Annotated in this window: 15 protein-coding genes; 6 read left to right on the top strand and 9 right to left on the bottom strand. The window is 69.9% G+C overall.

What is annotated here, in order from left to right; translation table 11 throughout:
- Nucleotides 1-58 precede the first annotated feature (58 nt).
- The 6 genes from AC1DXJ_RS10360 to AC1DXJ_RS10385 all read left to right on the top strand — a co-directional run bounded on the left by AC1DXJ_RS10360 (nucleotide 59) and on the right by AC1DXJ_RS10385 (nucleotide 7,501).
- Entirely contained in the window at nucleotides 59-2,095 is a 2,037-nt protein-coding gene (locus tag AC1DXJ_RS10360) for a bifunctional aldolase/short-chain dehydrogenase (RefSeq protein WP_477633362.1), read from the top strand.
- 3 nt (nucleotides 2,096-2,098) lie between these two features.
- Nucleotides 2,099-3,523 (top strand): rhamnulokinase, encoded by a 1,425-nt coding sequence (locus tag AC1DXJ_RS10365; RefSeq protein WP_477623599.1) that lies wholly within the window; start codon nucleotides 2,099-2,101, stop codon nucleotides 3,521-3,523.
- Between the two features lie 72 nt (nucleotides 3,524-3,595).
- Nucleotides 3,596-4,627 (top strand): LacI family DNA-binding transcriptional regulator, encoded by a 1,032-nt coding sequence (locus AC1DXJ_RS10370; protein ID WP_477636905.1) that lies wholly within the window; start codon nucleotides 3,596-3,598, stop codon nucleotides 4,625-4,627.
- Nucleotides 4,627-5,370 carry a (Fe-S)-binding protein gene (locus AC1DXJ_RS10375; RefSeq protein WP_477623597.1) on the top strand — a complete coding sequence of 248 codons (744 nt, stop codon included), beginning with the start codon at nucleotides 4,627-4,629 and terminating at the stop codon, nucleotides 5,368-5,370. Before AC1DXJ_RS10370 ends, AC1DXJ_RS10375 begins: the two co-directional genes overlap by 1 nt.
- Entirely contained in the window at nucleotides 5,367-6,872 is a 1,506-nt protein-coding gene (locus AC1DXJ_RS10380; RefSeq protein ID WP_477636906.1) for a lactate utilization protein B, read from the top strand. Before AC1DXJ_RS10375 ends, AC1DXJ_RS10380 begins: the two co-directional genes overlap by 4 nt.
- The gene (locus tag AC1DXJ_RS10385; RefSeq protein WP_477636907.1) at nucleotides 6,869-7,501 is read left to right on the top strand and encodes a LutC/YkgG family protein; all 633 of its coding nucleotides are present in this window, start codon (nucleotides 6,869-6,871) and stop codon (nucleotides 7,499-7,501) included. Before AC1DXJ_RS10380 ends, AC1DXJ_RS10385 begins: the two co-directional genes overlap by 4 nt.
- Before the next feature lie 222 nt (nucleotides 7,502-7,723).
- Here AC1DXJ_RS10385 and AC1DXJ_RS10390 read toward each other — a convergent pair whose 3' ends face one another.
- From AC1DXJ_RS10390 to AC1DXJ_RS10430, 9 genes are all read right to left on the bottom strand, one after another.
- On the bottom strand, nucleotides 7,724-7,981 hold the full coding sequence (locus AC1DXJ_RS10390) for a hypothetical protein (RefSeq protein ID WP_477636908.1): 258 nt from the start codon (nucleotides 7,979-7,981) through the stop codon (nucleotides 7,724-7,726).
- A gap of 12 nt (nucleotides 7,982-7,993) precedes the next feature.
- Nucleotides 7,994-8,764: an alpha/beta hydrolase family protein gene (locus AC1DXJ_RS10395; RefSeq protein ID WP_477636909.1), complete on the bottom strand. Its 771-nt coding sequence runs from the start codon at nucleotides 8,762-8,764 to the stop codon at nucleotides 7,994-7,996.
- A 144-nt stretch (nucleotides 8,765-8,908) separates the two neighbouring features.
- Nucleotides 8,909-9,106 carry a hypothetical protein gene (locus tag AC1DXJ_RS10400; RefSeq protein ID WP_477613295.1) on the bottom strand — a complete coding sequence of 66 codons (198 nt, stop codon included), beginning with the start codon at nucleotides 9,104-9,106 and terminating at the stop codon, nucleotides 8,909-8,911.
- Nucleotides 9,107-9,349: 243 nt separating this feature from the next.
- Nucleotides 9,350-11,548 (bottom strand): ATP-binding SpoIIE family protein phosphatase, encoded by a 2,199-nt coding sequence (locus AC1DXJ_RS10405; protein WP_477613296.1) that lies wholly within the window; start codon nucleotides 11,546-11,548, stop codon nucleotides 9,350-9,352.
- Nucleotides 11,549-11,619: 71 nt separating this feature from the next.
- A complete protein-coding gene (locus tag AC1DXJ_RS10410) occupies nucleotides 11,620-13,785 on the bottom strand; it encodes a S9 family peptidase (RefSeq protein WP_477613437.1) in 2,166 nt (721 codons plus the stop codon).
- Nucleotides 13,786-13,846: 61 nt separating this feature from the next.
- Entirely contained in the window at nucleotides 13,847-17,458 is a 3,612-nt protein-coding gene (gene dnaE / locus AC1DXJ_RS10415) for a DNA polymerase III subunit alpha (protein WP_477633359.1), read from the bottom strand.
- A gap of 144 nt (nucleotides 17,459-17,602) precedes the next feature.
- Nucleotides 17,603-18,526, bottom strand: coding sequence for an RluA family pseudouridine synthase (locus AC1DXJ_RS10420; RefSeq protein WP_477636910.1), 924 nt, complete (start codon nucleotides 18,524-18,526; stop codon nucleotides 17,603-17,605).
- Entirely contained in the window at nucleotides 18,519-19,100 is a 582-nt protein-coding gene (lspA, locus tag AC1DXJ_RS10425) for a signal peptidase II (RefSeq protein WP_477613299.1), read from the bottom strand. The genes AC1DXJ_RS10420 and lspA overlap by 8 nt, the downstream gene beginning before the upstream one ends.
- Entirely contained in the window at nucleotides 19,073-19,894 is an 822-nt protein-coding gene (locus AC1DXJ_RS10430; RefSeq protein ID WP_477636911.1) for a TraR/DksA family transcriptional regulator, read from the bottom strand. The genes lspA and AC1DXJ_RS10430 overlap by 28 nt, the downstream gene beginning before the upstream one ends.
- Between the last annotated feature and the right edge of the window lie 205 nt (nucleotides 19,895-20,099).

Below are 20,099 nucleotides of genomic sequence, written 5' to 3' on the forward strand. Positions count from 1 at the left end.
GTCCCCCATCTCGCGAACCCCTGCACCGTCATACCCCCGAACGAGAAAGAACTCCCCGATGACCAACCCCGCCGTCTCCGACCTGATCGCCCGCTCCAACCGCCTGGGCGCCGACCCGAGGAACACCAACTACGCGGGTGGCAACACCTCCGCCAAGGGCGCCGAGACCGACCCGGTGACCGGCGAGCAGGTCGAGCTGCTCTGGGTCAAAGGCTCCGGTGGCGACCTCGGCACGCTCAAGGAGTCCGGCCTGGCCGTGCTGCGGCTCGACCGCATGCGCTCCCTCGCCGACGTCTACCCCGGTGTCGACCGCGAGGACGAGATGGTCGCCGCCTTCGACTACTGCCTGCACGGCAAGGGCGGCGCGGCGCCGTCTATCGACACGGCGATGCACGGTCTGGTCGATGCGGCTCACGTGGACCACCTCCACCCCGACAGTGGCATCGCCATCGCGACGGCCAAGGACGGGGAGCAGCTCACCAAGGAGATCTTCGGCGACAAGGTGGTGTGGGTGCCCTGGCGCCGTCCCGGCTTCCAGCTCGGCCTCGACATCGCCGCCATCAAGAAGGCGAACCCTCAGGCGGTCGGCACGATCCTCGGTGGCCACGGCGTGACCGCATGGGGCGACACGAGCGAGGAGGCCGAAGCCAACTCGCTGTGGATCATCCAGACCGCGCAGGCCTACCTCGACGAGCACGGCAAGGCCGAGCCCTTCGGCCCCCAGGTGCCCGGGTATGCCGCCCTCCCGGAGTCCGAGCGACGCGCCAAGGCCGCTGCACTCGCCCCGCACCTGCGCGCGGTCGCCTCGCAGGACAAGGCGATGGTCGGCCACTTCAGCGACACCGACGTCGTCCTCGAGTTCCTGGCCAGCGAGAAGCTCGCTCCCCTGGCCGAGCTGGGCACCTCCTGCCCCGACCACTTCCTGCGCACCAAGGTCAAGCCGCTCGTCGTCGACCTCCCCGCCGACGCCACCGTCGAGGAGACGGTGGCACGCCTCGGCGAGCTGCACACGGCATACCGCGAGGACTACCAGGCCTACTACGACCGCAACGCCACCCCCGACTCCCCCGCGATCCGCGGCGCCGACCCAGCGATCGTCCTCGTGCCCGGGGTGGGGATGTTCTCCTACGGCAAGGACAAGCAGACCGCCCGCGTCGCCGGCGAGTTCTACACCAACGCCATCAACGTGATGCGCGGAGCCGAGTCGGTCTCGACCTACTCCCCCATCGACGAGTCCGAGAAGTTCCGCATCGAGTACTGGGCCCTCGAGGAGGCCAAGCTCGCTCGAATGCCCGAGCCCCGCTCGCACGCCGGCCGCATCGCCCTCGTCACTGGCGCCGCCTCGGGCATCGGCAAGGCCATCGCCACACGCCTTGCGGCCGAGGGCGCGTGCGTCGTGATCGCGGACCTCGACCTGGCCAAGGCGCAGGCCGCCGCCGCCGAGCTCGGCGGCACCGATGTCGCAGTGGGCGTCCAGGCGAACGTCACCGAGGCCGCCGCCGTCCAAGCCGCCGTCGACGCCACGCTGCTCGCCTTCGGCGGGATCGACCTGCTGGTCAACAACGCCGGCCTGTCGATCTCCAAGCCCTTGCTGGAGACCACCGAGGCCGACTGGGACCTGCAGCACGACGTCATGGCCAAGGGCAGCTTCCTGGCCTCCAAGTCCGCCGCCGCCGCGATGATCGCCCAGAAGCTCGGCGGCGACATCCTCTACATCTCCTCCAAGAACTCGGTCTTCGCAGGCCCCAACAACATCGCCTACTCCGCGGTCAAGGCCGACCAGGCCCACCAGGTCCGGCTGCTCGCCGCAGAGCTCGGCGAGCACGGCATCAAGGTCAACGGCATCAACCCCGACGGGGTGGTCCGCGGCAGCGGCATCTTCGCCGGTGGCTGGGGCGCCAAGCGCGCCGAGGTCTACGGGGTCCCGGAGGAGGAGCTCGGCGCCTACTACGCCAAGCGCACCCTGCTCGGCCGCGAGGTCCTTCCGGAGCACGTCGCCAATGCCGCCGCCGTGCTGACTTCCGACGAGCTCAGCCACACCACCGGCCTGCACATCCCCGTCGACTCCGGCGTCGCCAACGCCTTCCTGCGCTAGACCATGGCAGGCAGGGTGTTCGGCGCCGTCGACATCGGAGCCTCCGGCGGCCGGGTCATGGCCGGCGTCGTCGACCCGGCCAGCGGCCGGACCCAACTGCACACCCTGCATCGCTTTGCCAACGGAGCGGCGATGCAGGGTGGTCACCTGCGGTGGAACCTCACCGGGCTCTTCGACGAGGTCCTCACCGGGCTGACCGAGCTGGCTGCCCAGTTCCCCGACGTCGAGTCCATCGGCATCGACACGTGGGCCGTCGACTACGGACTGCTCGACTCCGACGGTCGGCTGCTCGCCGAGCCGATCTCCTACCGCGACGGCCGGACCGATGCCGTGATCGCGCGCGTCCACGACCGGATCAGCCAGGACCACCTGTATGCCGTGAACGGGCTCCAGTTCCTCCCGTTCAACACTGTCTACCAGCTGGAGGCGGAGAGGCAATCCCCGTTGTGGGACAGGGCCGCCCACGTGGTCCTCCTGCCGGACCTGCTGGCCCACTGGCTCACCGGACAGCTCCGCACCGAAGCCACCAACGCCTCCACCACCGGGCTGCTCGACGTCTCCACCGGGGATTGGTCGACCGAAGTGCTGAGCCTGCTGGACCTCCCCGAACACCTCCTTCCCGACCTCGACCAGCCGGGCGACATCCGCGGTCGACTGCTCCCGACGGTGACCCGGGCGACCGGTCTGGGCCCGGGTGTCGTGGTCACCACTGTCGGGTCGCACGACACAGCCTCGGCCGTCGTCGCGGTGCCAGCCACCGACCGTCGGTTCGGTTACGTCTCCAGCGGCACCTGGTCCCTCGCCGGACTCGAGCTCGACAAGCCGGTCCTCACCCGGGAGAGCCAGCAGGCGAACTTCACGAACGAGGGTGGGGTCGACGGGCGAGTGAGGTACCTGCGCAACGTCGGCGGACTGTGGCTTCTCCAGGAGTCCCTGCGGACCTGGGCCGACGAGGGCACCACCCACGCCCTCGACTCGCTCCTCACCGAAGCAGAGACGTTGCCCGGCGGTGGCCCGACCATCGACGTCGACGACCCCGAGTTCATCCCCCCGGGGCGCATGCCGCAGCGGATCGCTGCCGCCGTGTCCCGCGAGGGCCGCACGCTCCCTGCCGGGCCGGCTGCCACGGTGCGGTGCATCCTCGACTCGCTCGCCACGGCATACGCCCGCACTCTCGGCCAGGCCACCGAGCTGGCCCACGACATCGACGTAATCCACATCGTCGGCGGTGGTTCCCAGAACGCGCTCCTGTGCCAGCTCACCGCCGATCTGTCCGGCAAGCCTGTCACGAGCGGACCAGTCGAGGCCACGGCCTTGGGCAACATACTGGTCCAGGCCAGAGCCCACGGTGCCGCGCCGGCCAGCCTCGAGGAGATCAGGGCGAACCTGCACGCGACCCAGGAGGTTCGCGACTTCGTGCCCTCCTGACCCGTCGCGCGAGCCCAACCGCAACAATGAGCAGTCATCCCGTCGTCGGCACCAATGGATAGGACCAGGCACATGGCTTCGGTGAGCATCAAGGACGTCGCCGCCGTGGCGGGGGTCTCGGTCGGCACCGTGTCCAACGTGCTCAACCGTCCCGACGCCGTCCGTCCGACCACGCGGGCCAAGGTCGAAGCAGCGATCGCCCAGCTCGGCTTCGTGCCCAATGCCTCGGCTCGACAGCTCGCCGCGGGGCGAAGTCGCACGCTCGCCTACCTCGTCCTCGACGCGTCCAACCCGTTCTTCACCGACGTCACCCGGGGAATCGAGGAGGTCGCGAAGACGGAGCACCTGTCGCTGTTCATGTGCAACAGCGACCTCGACGCGGACCGCGAGGACCAGTACCTCGAGCAGCTCACCGAGCYGCGGGTGCGCGGCGTGCTGATCACGGCGATCGACTACGCCAACCCTCGGTTGGCCCGGCTGCGGGAGCAGGGGGTCCCGGTCGTCCTGGTCGACCGGGCGCCGCAGGGCCCCCACGACTGGTGCACGGTGGGGGTCGACGACGTGAGCGGTGGCGAGCTCGCCCTCAACCACCTCATCGAGGCGGGGCACCACAGCTTCGCCTTCATCGGGGGGCCCCTCGAGATCCCCCAGGTCAAGGACCGTCAGATCGGGGCCCGCAGGGCCATGGAGACCGCCGGCCTGCGCCCCGACGACCTCGTCTGGATCCAGACCGACGCGCTCACGATCGCCGAGGGCCGGCGGGCCGGAGAGCGGCTGCTCGGCCTGCCGCGGCGCAGTCGCCCGACGGGGGTGTTCTGCGCCAACGACCTGCTTGCCCTGGGCCTCCTGCAGCACCTGGTGCAGCTCGGTGTGCGGGTGCCCGACGACGTGGCCATCGTGGGGTACGACGACATCGAGTACGCGGCTGCGGCCGCCGTGCCGCTCACCACCGTGGCCCAACCGCGACAGCTCCTCGGTCGCACGGCCGCCCGGCTGCTCGTGGACGAGGCCGAGCAGGGCGACGAGCACGAGCACCAGCACGTGGTCTTCCAGCCCGAGCTCGTGGCCCGCGCCTCCACTGCTGCCGCCCGCAGGAGCGCCTGATGAAGATCGCGCTGTTCGTCACGTGCCTCGGAGACGTTCTCTTCCCGGACGTGGGTCGCGCCACGGTCACGGTGCTCGAGAGGCTCGGTCACGAGGTCGTCTTCCCCCAGGCCCAGACCTGCTGCGGCCAGATGCACACCAACACCGGCTACCAGCGTGACGCGGTGGGGCTGGTCCGCCACCACGTCGATGTCTTCGAGCAGGCCGTCGCGGACGGCTGCGAAGCTGTCGTGGCGCCTTCCGGGTCGTGCGCCGGCTCGGTGCGCCACCAGCACGCCGCGATCGCGCGCCGCGCCGGTGACGAGCCGTTGGCCGTGCGAGCGGAGGCGGTCGCGGCGAAGACCTTCGAGCTGTCCCAGCTGCTCGTCGACGTGCTCGGCGTGACCGATGTGGGGGCCTCCTACCCGCACCGCGTGACCTACCACCCCACCTGCCACTCCCTGCGCCTGCTGGGAGTCGGCGAAGCCCCGTTGCACCTGCTGCGCGCGGTGCGCGGCATCGACCTGGTCGAGCTGCCCGCAGCCGACGTGTGCTGTGGCTTCGGGGGCACCTTCTCGGTCAAGAACGCCGAGACCTCCACCGCCATGCTCGCCGACAAGATGTCCTCCGTCCTCACGACCAAGGCCGAGGTCGTCACCGCCGGTGACTCCTCCTGCCTCATGCACATCGGTGGCGGCCTCTCCCGCCTGAAGACAGGGGTGCGACCCGTGCACCTCGCCGAGATCCTGGCGAGCACCGCATGAGCACCTTCCTCGGCATGCCGGGTGGCCGGGTGCGCGGCCCCGCCGCCGACACCGCCGTGGGCCACCTGACCGGCGACCGGTCGTTTCCCGCCGAGGCCCGAGACGCGCTGGCCAACACTCAGCTGAGGCGCAACCTCGCCCACGCCACCTCCACCATCCGGGCCAAGCGGGCCAGCGTGGTGGCCGAGGTGCCGGACTGGGAGGCCCTGCGCGACGCCGGCTCCGCGATCAAGGCCGACACGATGGCCCGGTTGCCCGAGCTGCTCGAACAGCTCGAGGCCAACGTCATCGCAAGGGGCGGCACCGTCCACTGGGCGCGCGACGCCGCCGAGGCCAACCGCATCGTGACCGACCTCGTCCGTGCCACGGGAGCCCACGAGGTCGTCAAGGTCAAGTCGATGGCCACCCAGGAGATCGGGCTCAACGAGGCCCTCGAGGCCGCAGGCATCACCGCCCACGAGACCGACCTGGCCGAGCTGATCGTCCAGCTCGGCCACGACAAGCCGTCGCACATCCTCGTCCCGGCGATCCACCGCGGGCGGGCCGAGATCCGCGAGATCTTCGCCCGCGAGATGCCCGGCGTGGACCCGGGCCTGACCGACGAGCCGGCGGTGCTCGCGGCCGCGGCCCGGACCCACCTGCGTGAGGTGTTCCTGCGAGCCAGGGTCGCGGTCTCCGGTGCGAACTTCGGGGTCGCCGAGACGGGCACGCTCACTGTGGTCGAGTCCGAGGGCAACGGACGAATGTGCCTGACGCTGCCCGAAACCCTGATCAGCGTGATGGGCATCGAGAAGGTCGTCCCGACGTGGCGCGACCTCGAGGTCTTCCTCCAGCTCCTGCCCCGCTCCTCCACGGGCGAGCGGATGAACCCCTACACGTCGACCTGGACCGGGGTCACCCCCGGCGACGGACCCCAGGAGTTCCACCTGGTCCTGCTCGACAACGGCCGCACCCGCGCGCTCGCCGACGAGCTCGGCCGCACCGCCCTGCACTGCATCCGTTGCTCGGCCTGCCTCAACGTGTGCCCGGTCTACGAACGCACCGGCGGCCACGCCTACGGCTCGGTCTACCCCGGCCCGATCGGCGCCATCCTGACGCCGCTGCTGACCGGCCTGACCGGCGGAGACGACCCCAACGACTCGCTGCCGTACGCCTCCTCGCTCTGTGGGGCGTGCTACGACGTGTGCCCGGTGAAGATCAACATCCCCGACATGCTCGTCCAGCTGCGCGCCGAGCACACCGAGGCCCATGCCGACACCCACCGACTCCCCAGCCCCGAAGCCGCCGCGATGAAGGCAGCTGCCTGGGTCATGGCCGACGAAGGGCGTTTCGCGAAGGCGGGACGCGCCGCGGCGCTGGCACGACACGGCATACGAAAAGGAAAGACCCTCATCCCCCTCCCTCCGCCGCTGAGCGGGTGGACCGCCTCGCGCGACGCCCCCAGCCCGCCCGCCGAGTCCTTCCGCGACTGGTGGACCCGCACCCGTGGGAGCTCGTCGTGACCGCCCGCGAGGAGGTGCTGGCCCGCATCCGCGGCGCCCTCGGCGAGGACCCGTCAGCACCGCCGGTGACTCGCACCTACCGCACGCAGGGCGCGTATGCCGCGGGCGCACCCGAGCTCGTCCTCCAGCTCGTCGACCGGCTCGAGGACTACAAGGCCACCGTCGTCCGCGTCGGCGCGGACGACGACGACTCCATCGGACAGGCGGTCGCGAACGCGCTGGCCTCCCTCGAGATCGGACAGGCCGTCGCTCCTGCCGGCACGCCGCGCGAGTGGACTTCCTGGCTGGCCGACGTCGTCGTGGACGACGGATCCCTGGACGCCAGAGCGCTCGACCGCATCCCCGCGGTCATCACCGGGTCCGTGGTCGCGATCTCCGAGACCGGCACCATCGTCCTCGACGCCGGGCCCCTCTGCGGGCGCCGCGCCATCACCCTGGTCCCCGATACCCACGTCTGCGTCGTCCGGACGGCCGACATCGTGCAGACGGTTCCCGAGGGACTGGGCCGGGTGGACCCGAGGGCCCCACTCACCTTCATCAGTGGACCCTCGGCGACGAGCGACATCGAGCTGGACCGCGTCGAAGGTGTCCACGGGCCCCGCACCCTGGTCGTCGTCCTGGCCGGCTGATCCCGCCACCGGGCCCACACCGGGCCTACACCGGGGGCTCACACGCCGGTGACCCTCAGGGTGGGACCATCGCCGAAAGGGCCGAATCAACCATGATGCCTCCTCCCGATGGGTGGGCAAATGGCTCAAACTGACTATGGTCTGGAGGGCTCACCGCGAGGAATCTTGGTGCGGGGAAGAGAGGTGCCTACGCAACAGGGGGCCAGGGGGCGTAGGCACCTCTCACCACGTCTCGGGATCGCGCCTCAGGGTCGTGTGGCCCGAGATTTCCTGCGCCTCGAGCAGCGCGTGGGGTTCGAGCGGAAGCGCTCGGCACCTGACGCGGCCCACGCCGTCAAGTCGGTCGAGGCCCGAGGGCTCGTCCTCCCGGAGGGGCACAAACCGCTCGATCAGTCGCTGCCACATGTCCGGTCCGTCCTTTCGTCGATGGCCGAGCTGGCTCGGTGACAGGAACAACGAGGACGAGGGTGCCGAGGTCACGGTGCGTCGTCGTCACCGCTCGACCAGGTAGGGGTCGGCCCACGCGCTGATGATCCGGGCCGCCCGCTTGGCCTGGTTCCTGCCGGTGAGCAGGTGGTCGGCGCCTTCGAGTGACACGAAGCTGCGTGGGTGCCGAGCGGTCCGGAAGATCTCGCTCGCGTTCGCGATGCCCACGGTGTTGTCGGTCGGGGAGTGCATCACCAGGAGTGCCCGGCGCAGGGTCCCGATCTGCTCGCGCAGGTCCACCGCCCGGACGTCCTCGATGAAGTGCCGGCGCAGGACGAGCGCCTTGCCACCGATCAGGAACGGAGCCTCCCCGTCGGCCAGGATCCGCTCCACGAGGGCGTCGTAGTTGTGCTCCACGTGCCCTGGTTCGTACGGCGCTCCGATGCTCGCCACCGCCCGCACGGACTCGAGGTGGTGGGCCGCCGCGATCACCGCCGCGCCCCCGAAGGAGTGCCCCACCAGGAGCCGCACCTGGCGACCGGACTCGTTCATGAACCGCACCGCCTGGGCGGTGTCCGCGACCTTGTGCGAGAACGACCCGTCGCCCCAGTCACCCTCGGAGTCGCCGAGCCCGAGGTTGTCGAACCGCAGCATCCCGATGCCCTCGAGGGCCAGCTGCTTGCAGATCCGGCTGGCCGCGGGGCTGTTCTTGCCCAAGGTGAAGCCGTGGGAAAAGACGCCCCAACCCCGGACCGGCCCATCGGGCTGGTCGATGGCGCCGGCAAGGCGCGGTCCGCTGGTACTGGGGAACCACACCGACTCGGGCACGGTGCCCATGCTCTCAAACTGCCGAGGGACCGCGCCGTGCTGCTCGGGGCGTGAGAACTTCGACGGGCCCAGAAGGGCACGGGGACGAGAGGGTCAGAGTCCCGGCACCAACCGGTACGGCGAGCCGCCGGCCACGGTGCACTGACCGGGACCTCAGGAGGTCAGGGGGCTGATCCGTCCCTCGTACGCCGTGCGGATGTGGCTGACGGGCGCCGCGGCAGCACCGACGCGACGGGGCAGCGCAGGAGCCGAGTCGTTCGAGGTGCCCACACCGTCACGTCGGTCCAGCGACGAGACGTCCTCGTCCATGAGGGGGACGAACCGTTCGAGCAGCCGTTGCCACATATCCATCGACCCTTCACCGTTCAGGACGAGCACTCGTCCGGGCGATCCTTCTGACGCGCAGCATGAACGATGCCGCAGGCAAGGCGTTGGCGGCGCGCCGGTGCGGGCGGTCTCGTTCGTTGGTCACCGAGCGATGTCCGAACGGACGATCGGCCACTCCCGACCAAATCGGGACGAGTCCGGCTGGTCCGGGCCACGGAGTCGTACGAACCTCCCCCGCGGCCCGGAGCCGGCCCGCGGGTTGGCGGATCAGCCGGCCCAACCCTGGGCGGTGGACTGCGCCCCGACCAGCTCGACGGCCACCTCGAACCAGACGGTGGATCCGGCCGAGGTCCGGTGGGCTCCGAAGGCGTCGGCGATGGCGCGCACGAGCGACAGGCCCCGGCCGCGGACTGCCATGGGCTCCGCGCCGGTCAACAGCGGCTCGCCCCTGTTGCCACTGTCGGCGACGGTCACGGCCAGGATCCCGGTGTCGAGGTCCATGGTGAGGTGTGACTCGGTCCCGGCATGCAGGACGGCGTTGGTGATGAGCTCGGAGATCCCGGTGACGACGGTGTGCTGGTCCCCGTCGCCGACGTTCCAGTCGGTCAGCTGCTCGCGCGCCCAGTCACGAGCGGCACGCACGGACTCCGGCATGGGTGGGACGACGATCGCGGCCCGCCGGTGCCCCGCCGGTGAGCGCCCGACGGCAAGCACTGCGCAGTCATCCTCCTGGCCGGAGGTCTGCAGCATCGAGTCCATGACGTGCTGCGCCACACTGCGCGGGCTGCCGGGCGGCATGTCGGACAACACCTCCAGCAGCCGGGCCTCGCCCTCGTCGAAGGCCTCACCGCGCCGCTCGAGAAGGCCGTCCGTGAAGCAGACCAGCATGTCGCCGACCCCGAGGGTGAGGTGGTGTGCCGGCCGGACCCCTTCGATCCCCAGCGGCGGACCGACGGGCACCGTCAACAGCATCGCCCGCGACTGACCCTCCTCGCGGGAGGCATGGCCGAAGAGCAGTGCCGGGAGCGGGTGGCCCGCGCTGGCCAGCACGACGTCGCCCGTCTCGGGGTCGACCGTGCCGTAGAGCATCGTCACGAACAGCTCGCCACCGAAGGCCATCCCCGGTCTGGCCCGGGGCGAGCCGAGCGGCATCGACGCCGGCCACAGGGCGTCCAGGTCCCAGACGACACGGTCGAGGGCGTTCATGACCGAGGCCGGCTCGCTGTTGGTCAGGGCCGCGCCCCGCACGGCGGCGCGCACCTGGCCCATGACCGTGGCTGCCATGACGCCCCGCCCGACGACGTCTCCGATGACCACGGCCAGCCGGCCATCCGGGAGGAAGAACGAGTCGTAGAAGTCTCCGCCGGCCACCGTCCCCTCCGACACCGGCTCGTAGCGTGCGGCGATGCTGATCGCGTCGGACTGCGGCAGGTTGGGGGGCAGCAGCGTGCGTTGGAGGAGCTCTGCCGTGGTGCGCTCGGCGTCATAGACGACGGCCCGACCCAGGGCATCCCCCACGAGCTCACGGAAAGGCGCGAGCACCGCCATGACGTCGTGCGGCACGGGAGCGGCCTCGCGCTGGATGACGAGCGCCGAGTCCCTTCCGCCCGCCTTGGTCGGCACGGCCACGATCTCGCCGTTGTCGGACAGGTAGGGCTCGCCGCGCGCGATCGCCTGGGCGATGGTCGCCGACATGTCCTCCCCGAGCTCGGACCAGATGAGCGGCAAGCGCTCCTCGTCGGGCGAGAGCTGCTCGATCCGGTGGCGTCGCGCCATCCGCCACGAGGCCGGCCCCGGCGACGGCAGGCAGATCGAGACGGACAGCCCGTCGAAGGCCACCATCGCCTGGCGCAGGACCACCTTGCACACGTCGTCCACGGTGACTGCGACAGCGAGCTGGGCGGCGAGCTTCGCGACGGCGCGCGCCCGCCCGATGGCACTGGTGGTCTCGACGATGACGTGCAGGACCGCCAGCACGCTCCCGTCCTCGGCCAGGACCGGCGACCCGCTCCGCAGGAAGTAGCCGACGTCGGTCCCGTCGTCCGGCCCCTCCTGGGACCCGTCTCGGGACCCACCCTGGGACCCGGTGCCGTGGCCGGCAACCGACCCTCGCCCGCGGTCCAGCCGCAGCTCGCTGCCCTCGTCGAGGAACGACTCGCCCTCGGCAAAGGTGCGCTCCAGCAGCGGACCCACCCTGGGGTCGTCCCAGATCTCCGCGACCACCGTGCGCGCAGACTGTCCGAACGCCGACGGGTGCTTGCTGCCCAAGAGGTCGCGGAAGGCGTCGTTGTAGAGCATGGTGAGGTCGGCTCCACACAGCAGCGCCACCGGCAGCGGACACTCCAGGGCGATCTCCCAGGCGGCCTCGAGCTGTGGTGGCCACAGCGACCGAGCCCCGAGAGGCGTGGCGGCCCAGTCGCTGTGGGCAGCAAGACGACGCGCCTCCCGCGTTCGGCCCTCACCCACGCATTCCGCCTCTGTCCGACCTGGATCGCTCTATCCGAAAGGGTAGGGCCCCCACCGGTGCTGAGACACGGTCATTTCAGACTGAATCGGGAGTTCCTCGTCACGGCGTCCACCTGGTCGATGAGGAAAGCCCACTCCCAGGCCACCTGCCGCCACGCGTCATAGCGCCCACTCTTGCCCCCGTGGCCCGCGACCATCTCGGTGCGCAGCAGCACGGGGCGCTGGGCTGGGTCACTCGTCGTGGCTTCCCTCAGGCGGGCAACCCACTTCGCCGGTTCTGTGAAGAACACCCGCGTGTCGTTGAGCGACGTGGTGGCGAGGACCGCCGGGTATGCCGCGTGCTGCACGTTCTCGTACGGCGAGTAGGACTTCATGTAGCCGTAGACCTCGGGGTCGGCCAGCGGGTTGCCCCACTCCTCCCACTCCACCACCGTCAGCGGCAGCGAGGGGTCGAGGATCGTGGTGAGGGCGTCGACGAAAGGGACGGCGGCGTGCACGGCACGGAAGCGAGCGGGCGCAAGGTTCACCGCTGCACCGATGAGCAGGCCACCAGCCGAACCGCCTTCTGCCACCAGTCGATCCGGTGCCACCCAGCCGCTCTCGACGAGGTGCTCAGCACAGCTGACGAAGTCGGTGAAGGTGTTCTTCTTGGTCGCGAGCTTTCCTTCGTCGTACCACGCCCGTCCGAGCTCGCCACCCCCGCGAACGTGCGCGATGGCATAGACGAAGCCGCGTTCGAGCAGCGACAGCCGGGCCACCGAGAAGTAGGGGTCGGACGAGATCTCGTACGAGCCGTAGGCCGTGAGCAGCCCCGGGTGGGCTCCGTCGGGTCGGGTGCCGGCGGGGTAGACCAGCGACAGCGGCACCTTGGTGCCGTCCGCCGCGGTCGCCCACTCGCGCCGCTGCTCGTACTGCGTCGGGTCGTAGTCGCCGAGTACTGGCTGTCGCTTGAGCAGCTCGAACTCTCGGCTGACGACGTCGTAGTCGTAGACCGTCTTGGGCGTCACCATCGACTCGAAGACGACCTGCAGCCTCGTCGAGGCGCTCTCGGGGTTGTCGCCGAGCCCGACCGAGTAGACCGGCTCGTCGAACTGCAGGTCGTGGTGCCCGGCGAAGCCCGACGCCTGAGCCGGGTCGCGGTCGAGGACCCGCAGGGCGGTCAGCCCGTCCCTGCGCAGCGACAGCACTGCCACGTCGTCGAAGGCGTCGATGCCCTGGAACCGCTCGCCGCGCTCGGCCCGCATCAGGGTCTGCCACTGGTCGGCCGAGGTGGCATCGAGCGGGGCCCAGGCCAGGTCGGAGTCGATCGAGTCCGCGTTGTGCACGATCAGCAGGCGGTCTCCTGCGGGCTCCACGTCGTACTCGACACCCTCGCACCGGGGCGCGACGACGCGGAACTCGCCCGTCGGGTCGGCTGCGTCGAGGATCCGGACCTCCGACGTCGTCTTCGAACCCAGGCCGATCATCAGCCAGCGGTCGTCCCGGGAGGACCCGACGCCCATCCAGAAGCGTTCGTCCTCCTCATGGTGGACGAGGACGTCAGCGGCCGTGGGAGTACCGACCTCGTGTCGCCAGACCTGGTGGGGGCGCCAGGTCTCGTCGACCCGCGTGTAGAAGAGGTGCTGGCCGTCGAGCGAGAACACACACCCGTAACCCACCTCGTCGACCGCAGTGTCGATGACGTCGCCCGTGCGAAGGTCCTTGACCCGCAAGGCGAACCGCTCGTCGCCCTCGGTGTCCACGGCATACGCGAGGCGCTGGTGGTCCGGGCTCACCGTGAGCGCCCCGAGTGCGAAGAAGTCGTGCCCCGCCGCCTCGGCGTTCGCGTCGAGCAGGATCTGTTCGCCCTCGACCTCGGAGCCGGGCTCGGGCATCGGTCGCGGCGCGCCCTCGACCCTCGGGGCGCGGCACTCGACGGTGTACTGCGAGCCCTCGAAGCTGCGGGAGTAGTACCACCAGGGGCCGCTCGCGACCGGGACCGAGAGGTCGGTCTCCTGGGTGCGGGAGCGGATCTCCTCGAAGATCGCGTCGCGCAGTGGCTGCAGGTCGGCGGTCACCGCCTCGGCGTAGGCGTTCTCCGCCTCGAGGTGCGCGCGCACCGCCGGGTCCTCCTTGTCACGCAGCCACTCGTAGGGGTCGACGACGACGTCACCGTGGTGTTCCCGCGTGCTCTCGCGCTGCTCCGCCCGAGGGGGGGCCGGGGCGGGTCCCGTCGGCACAGGCGTCCCACTCACCATGGGCGCGGTGGTTGGTGGGGTTGCCTCAGGCGTGGTCACGCTCGCACCCTACGTGGTGGCCTCAGCCGGCCAGGCAGCGCGGGCCGAGGATCACCTTGAGGTCGCCGAAGAGCGCCTCCGTGGCGTTGACCCGGTAGGAGTCCTCGAGCTTCATCAGGACCGAGCGACCGGGTTGGCTCAGTCGGACGTGGACCTCGGTGGAGCCGGGGTGCGACGACAGCACCGACTTCAGCTCCTCGACCTTGGTCTGGGTCGCCCGGTTGGTGTCGATGGTGACCACGACTGGGCCCCGCGGCCCCTCTGAGATGTCGGGCAGCGTCAGGTCGGACGCGAAGATGGTCGGGGTGTCGTCGCGCCGGTTCACCCGGCCCTTGACGACGACGACGGCGTCGTGGGTGAGCGCATGCTGGACCGTGAGGTAGGCGCTCGGGAAGAAGAGGCACTCGATCGCGCCCTCGAGGTCCTCGACCGTGACGATCGCCCAGAGGTCGCCCTTCTTGGTGCGCTTGACCTGCAGGCCGGTGATCAGCCCGGCGATCGTGACGTTGGCTCCCTCGGGCTTGCCGTCCTCCCCCATCAGGCTCGCGATGGAGGTGTCGGCATGGGAGCTGAGCACGTGCTCGATGCCGAACAGCGGGTGGTCGGACACGTAGAGACCCAGCATCTCGCGCTCGAACTGCAGGAGGGTCTTCTTGTCCCACTCGACGCTGGGAATGGTGGGTAGCACGGAGAAGTCGACGGACTCCCCTGCTGCATCGTCGCCGAAGGACCCGAACAGCGAGTCCTGGCCGATCGCCTCCTGGCGCTTGATGTCGACGAAGTTGTCCACGAAGTCCTCGTGCACGCGGTAGAGCCCTTGGCGTGACTCCTGCAGCCCGTCGAAGGCGCCGGCCTTGATCAGCGACTCGATGGTGCGCTTGTTGCAGACCACGGCCGGGCACTTGGACAGGAAGTCCTTGAACGAGGTGAAGGCGCCCTTCTCCTCGCGCGCGGCCACGATCGCCTCGACGACGTTGTGGCCGACGTTGCGGATCGCCTGCATGCCGAAGCGGATGTCGGTGCCGACCGCGGCAAAGCGAGCCACCGAGTCGTTGACGTCCGGGGGCAGCACCTTGATGCCCATCCGGCGGCACTCACCGAGGTAAAGGGCGGACTTGTCCTTGTCGTCGCCCACGCTGGTCAGCAGGGCAGCCATGTACTCGGCCGGGTAGTTGGCCTTGAGGTACCCGGTCCAGTAGGACACCAGGCCGTAGGCGGCGGTGTGCGCCTTGTTGAACGCGTAGTCCGAGAACGGCACGAGGACGCCCCACAGTGCCGCGATCGAGGCCTCGTTGAACCCCTTGGCCTTCATGCCCTGGGAGAACGGGACGTACTCCGCGTCGAGGACTTCCTTCTTCTTCTTGCCCATCGCGCGACGCAGCAGGTCGGCGTTGCCGAGGGTGTAGCCGGCCAGCTTCTGGGCGATCTCCATGACCTGCTCCTGGTAGATCACCAGGCCGTAGGTGGTGCCGAGGATCGGGAGGAGGGCGTCGACCATCTCCTGCTGGAGCTTGCCCGCCAGCTGGGGGTCGAGCGGCGTCAGCTCCTGCTTGCCGTTCTTGCGCAGGGCGAAGTTGGTGTGGGCGTTGACCCCCATCGGACCGGGTCGGTAGAGCGCGAGGGCCGCGGAGATGTCCTCGAAGTTGTCTGGCTGCATCAGCTTGAGCAGCGTGCGCATGCCGCCGCCGTCGAGCTGGAAGACCCCGAGGGTGTCGCCGCGCGCCAGCAGGTCGAACGTGGCCTTGTCGGTCATGTCCTTGGACAGCGCGTCGAGGTCGATCTCCTCGCCACGGTTGGCCACCACGTTGTCGATGGCGTCGTCGAGGATGGTGAGGTTGCGCAGGCCGAGGAAGTCCATCTTGACCAGCCCGAGCGCCTCACAGCTCGGGTAGTCGAACTGGGTGATGACCTGGCCGTCTTGCAGCCGCCGCATGATCGGGATGACGTCGATGAGCGGCTCGCTCGACATGATCACGCCGGCGGCGTGCACCCCCCACTGCCGCTTGAGCCCCTCAAGGCCGAGCGCGGTGTCGACGATCTCCTTGAAGTGCGGCTCGGTCTCGACGAGCGTGCGGAAGTCGCCGCCCTCGTTGTAGCGCTTGTGCTCCTTGTTGTAGATCTCGGCCAGTGGCACGCCCTTGCCCATGACGTCGGGCGGCATCGCCTTGGTGAGCTGCTCCCCCACGACGAACGGGTGGCCCATCACCCGGGCGGCGTCCTTGACGGCCTGCTTGGCCTTGATGGTGCCGTAGGTGACGATCTGGGCGACGCGGTCGGCGCCGTACTTGTCCGTCACGTACTTGATGACCTCACCGCGTCGGCGCTCGTCGAAGTCGACGTCGAAGTCAGGCAGCGAGGGTCGCTCGGGGTTGAGGAACCGCTCGAAGATCAGGCCGTGCGGGATCGGGTCGAGGTCGGTGATCTTCATGGCGTACGCGCACATCGACCCCGCACCCGAGCCACGACCGGGACCGACCCGGATGCCGTTCTCCTTGGCCCAGTTGATGAAGTCGGCGACGACGAGGAAGTAGCCGGCATAGCCCTTGGAGACGATGACGTCGGTCTCGAAAGCGGCCTGCTTGGTGGCGTAGTCGGGGACCCCGCCCGGGAACCGCTCGACCAGCCCTCGCTGGACCTCCTTGATGAACCACGACTCCTCGTTCTCCCCTGGGGGGCAAGGGAAACGGGGCATGTAGCGGCCCTCGTCCTCGGTGAACGAGATGTCGCACATCTCTGCGATGAGCAGGGTGTTGTCGCACGCCTCGGGCAGCTCGCGCCAGGTGTGGCGCATCTCGGCCGGGCTCTTGAGGTAGAAGTCGTCGGCGTCGAACTTGAACCGGTTGGGGTCCATCAGGGTCGAGCCGGACTGGACGCAGAGCAGGGCGGAGTGCGCCTTGGCGTCCTCGCGCGTCGTGTAGTGCAGGTCGTTGGTCGCGACCAGGGGCAGACCGAGCTCGCGGGCCAGGCGCAACAGGTCCTTCTGCACCCGCCGCTCGATGTCGAGGCCGTGGTCCATCAGCTCGGCGAAGTAGTAGTCCTTGCCGAAGATGTCGCGGAAGTCAGACGCCGCCTGCAGCGCCTCGCGGTACTGGCCGAGGCGAAGGCGGGTCTGCACCTCGCCCGACGGACACCCGGTCGTCGCGATGAGCCCCTGGCCGTACTGGCCCAGCAGCTCGCGGTCGATGCGCGGCCACTTGGCGTAGACCTGGTCGAGGCTGGCCTGGGAGTCGAGCCGGAAGAGGTTGTGCAGGCCGTTGTTGTTGCGGGCCAGCAGCGTCATGTGGGTGTAGGCACCCGACCCGGAGACGTCGTCGCCGCCCTGGTGGTCCTCGCCCCACTTGACCCTCGTCTTGTCGGTGCGGTGGGTGCCCGGCGTGACGTAGGCCTCCACCCCGATGATCGGCTTGACGCCCGTTCCCTGGGCCTTCTTCCAGAACTCGTAGGCCCCGAAGACGTACCCGTGGTCCGTCGTGGCCAGGGCCGGCATCCCCATCTCCGCGGCCTTGGTGAACAGGTCACCGATCCGCGCCGCGCCATCGAGCATGGAGTACTCGGTGTGCACGTGGAGGTGGACGAACGAGTCGTTGCCGCTCGAGGTGGTGGAAGAGGCGCGGGAGCCGGGCTGGGAGGACATCGAGACGATCCTAAGCCTCCCCACCGACTGCCCCTCGGCGTGTCGGGACCCCGTGTCGCGGCGGGTTCCCGACGCCTCCCCCACCACGCTCAGGTATGCCGCCGAGCCGGCCCCGCGGCATACGTCAGCGCCCGCAGGGGCGGCTCAGAGACGCTCGAGCGCCTGGGCCAGGTCAGGCGGGTAGGGGCTCTCGTAGGTGACGTACTTGCCGGTTCCGGGGTGGTCGAAGCCGAGCCCCACGGCGTGCAGCCACTGCCGCTCGAGACCGAGGCGGGACGCCAGGGTGGGATCGGCGCCGTAGGTGAGGTCGCCCGCGCAGGGGTGGTGCAGCGCGGAGAAATGCACCCTGATCTGGTGGGTGCGGCCGGTCTCGAGGTGGATGTCGAGGAGCGAGGCGGCCCGGAATGCCTCGATCACCTCGTWGTGGGTGACGCTGGGCTTGCCCTTCTCCATCACCGCGAACTTGTAGTCGTGGTTCGGGTGTCGGCCGATCGGTGCGTCGATCGTGCCGACGACCGGGTCGGGCAGGCCCTGGACGAGGGCGTGGTACTTCTTGTCGACGCTGCGGCTGCGGAAGGCCTGCTTGAGGACGCTGTAGGCGTACTCGGACTTGGCCACCACCATCAGCCCGCTCGTGCCGACATCGAGGCGCGAGACGATCCCCTGCCGCTCGCTCGCCCCGCTGGTGGCGATGCGGTAGCCGGCCGCCGCCAGGCCGCCGACGACCGTCGGGCCGGTCCAGCCCACGCTCGGGTGGGCCGCCACCCCCACGGGCTTGTCGACCACGACCAGGTCGTCGTCATCGTGGATGATGCTCATCCCGGGTACCGGCTCGGCGATCACCTTGAGCGTCGGGCTCTGCTCGCTGGCCGGCAGGGTCACCTCGAGCAGGTCGCCCGCGCTGACGCGGTCGGACTTCCCGGCCTGCTTGTGGTTGACCTGGACGTCACCCGCGGAGGCGAGGTCGGCGGCCTTGGTGCGCGAGACCCCGAACAGCCGGGCCAGGGCAGCGTCGACACGCTCCCCCTCGAGCCCGTCCGGGACGAAAAGGGTTCTGGCGTCAGTCATCTGCGGCCTCATGTCGTCCGTGGTGGGGGCGTTTGCCGTCGACACCGATACCGCGCAGGGCCAGCAGCCCGATGGCTGCGGCGGCGCCGACGATGGCGATGTCGGCGATGTTGCCGATGAACAGGCCGAAGTAGTCGATGAAGTCCACGACGTGTCCGCGTCCGGGACCGGGCTCGCGAACCATCCGGTCGGTGAGGTTGCCGAGGGACCCGCCCAGCAGCAGCCCCAGCGCCCAGGCCCAGCCGCGGCTCCCGATCCGGCGGGCCGTGCGGATGATGACGACCAGCACGGCGAACGCGATCAGGGTGAGCACCCAGGTGGCGCCGTTCCCGATGGAGAACGCGGCGCCGGCGTTGCGGATCAGGTTGAGCCGGATGAACTCCCCGACGACGTTGACGGGTGCGCCCGGGTCGAGGTGGTCCAGGGCCCACGCCTTCGTCGCCTGGTCGGCGAGGTAGGCCGTGAGGGCCGCTGCGGCCATCAGGCCGAAGAGGCGTCGGCGCTCTGGTGCGGGTCTGGTGGTGGAGGGGGACTCGTCGGCCGCGATCAGCGGCGCTCCTGCTTCGTCTTGCATGTCACGCATAGGGTCGCACGAGGAGCGGCCTGAAGGCGAAGTTTGCCGATCGGGTTGCCGCAGGACTCGCAGATTCCGTAGCTGCCGTTGTCGAGCCGCTCGATGGCGTGGAGGTTCTGGTCGAGCATCTCGCGGGCGTTGTTGGCCAGCGAGATCTCCTGCTCGCGCTCGAAGGTCTTGGCTCCTGCATCAGCCTGGTCGTCCCCGGCGCCGTCGCCGGCGTCCCGCATCAGCCCGACCAGATCGGCCTCGGCGACGGTGATCTCCTGGCGCAGGTGCGCGACGTCGGCCTCGATCGCGGTGCGGATCTCGCGCAGCTCCTTCGCCGTCCACGGAGACTCGTCGTCACGGACCCGCAGGGACCGGGGGGCGGTCCTGGTGGCGGCGCTGGTCTTCTTGACCGGTGCCGCGCTCGTCTTCTTGGCGGGTGCGGCCTTCTTTGCGGGTGCGGCCTTCTTGACAGGTGCCGCGCTCGTCTTCTTGGCGGGTGCGGCCTTCTTGGCGGGCGCGGCCTTCTTCGCGGGCGCGGCCTTCTTCGCGGGCGCGGCCTTCTTCGCGGGCGCGGCCTTCTTCGCGGGCGCGGCCTTCTTCGCGGGCGCGGCCTTCTTCGCGGGCGCGGCCTTCTTCGCGGGCGCGGCCTTCTTGGCCGGCGCGGCCTTCTTCGCGGGCGCGGCCTTCTTGGCGGGCGCGGCCTTCTTGGCCGGCGCGGCCTTCTTCGCGGGGGCGGTCTTGGTCGCGCTGGAAGCCTTGCTCGCTGATGCGGACTTCGTTGCAGCTCTCGCCTTTTGAACCATGGTGTGCCAGGCCCCTCGGTCGCATGGCGCTCCCAGTCGAGCGCGCACAGGTGCGGTGAGGATAAGCGCTTGGCGCTGCGTACTCAACGGCAAAACGCGGTCGGAGCCAAAACCGTTGGACCGCGGGGCTCCCAGAACGCGAGAGAGCGCCCACCGCGATGCGGTGGGCGCTCTTGTCGTGCACTGCTGCCTGTAGCCGGAGGTA

This window comes from Pedococcus sp. P2_D9 (genome assembly GCF_056404275.1).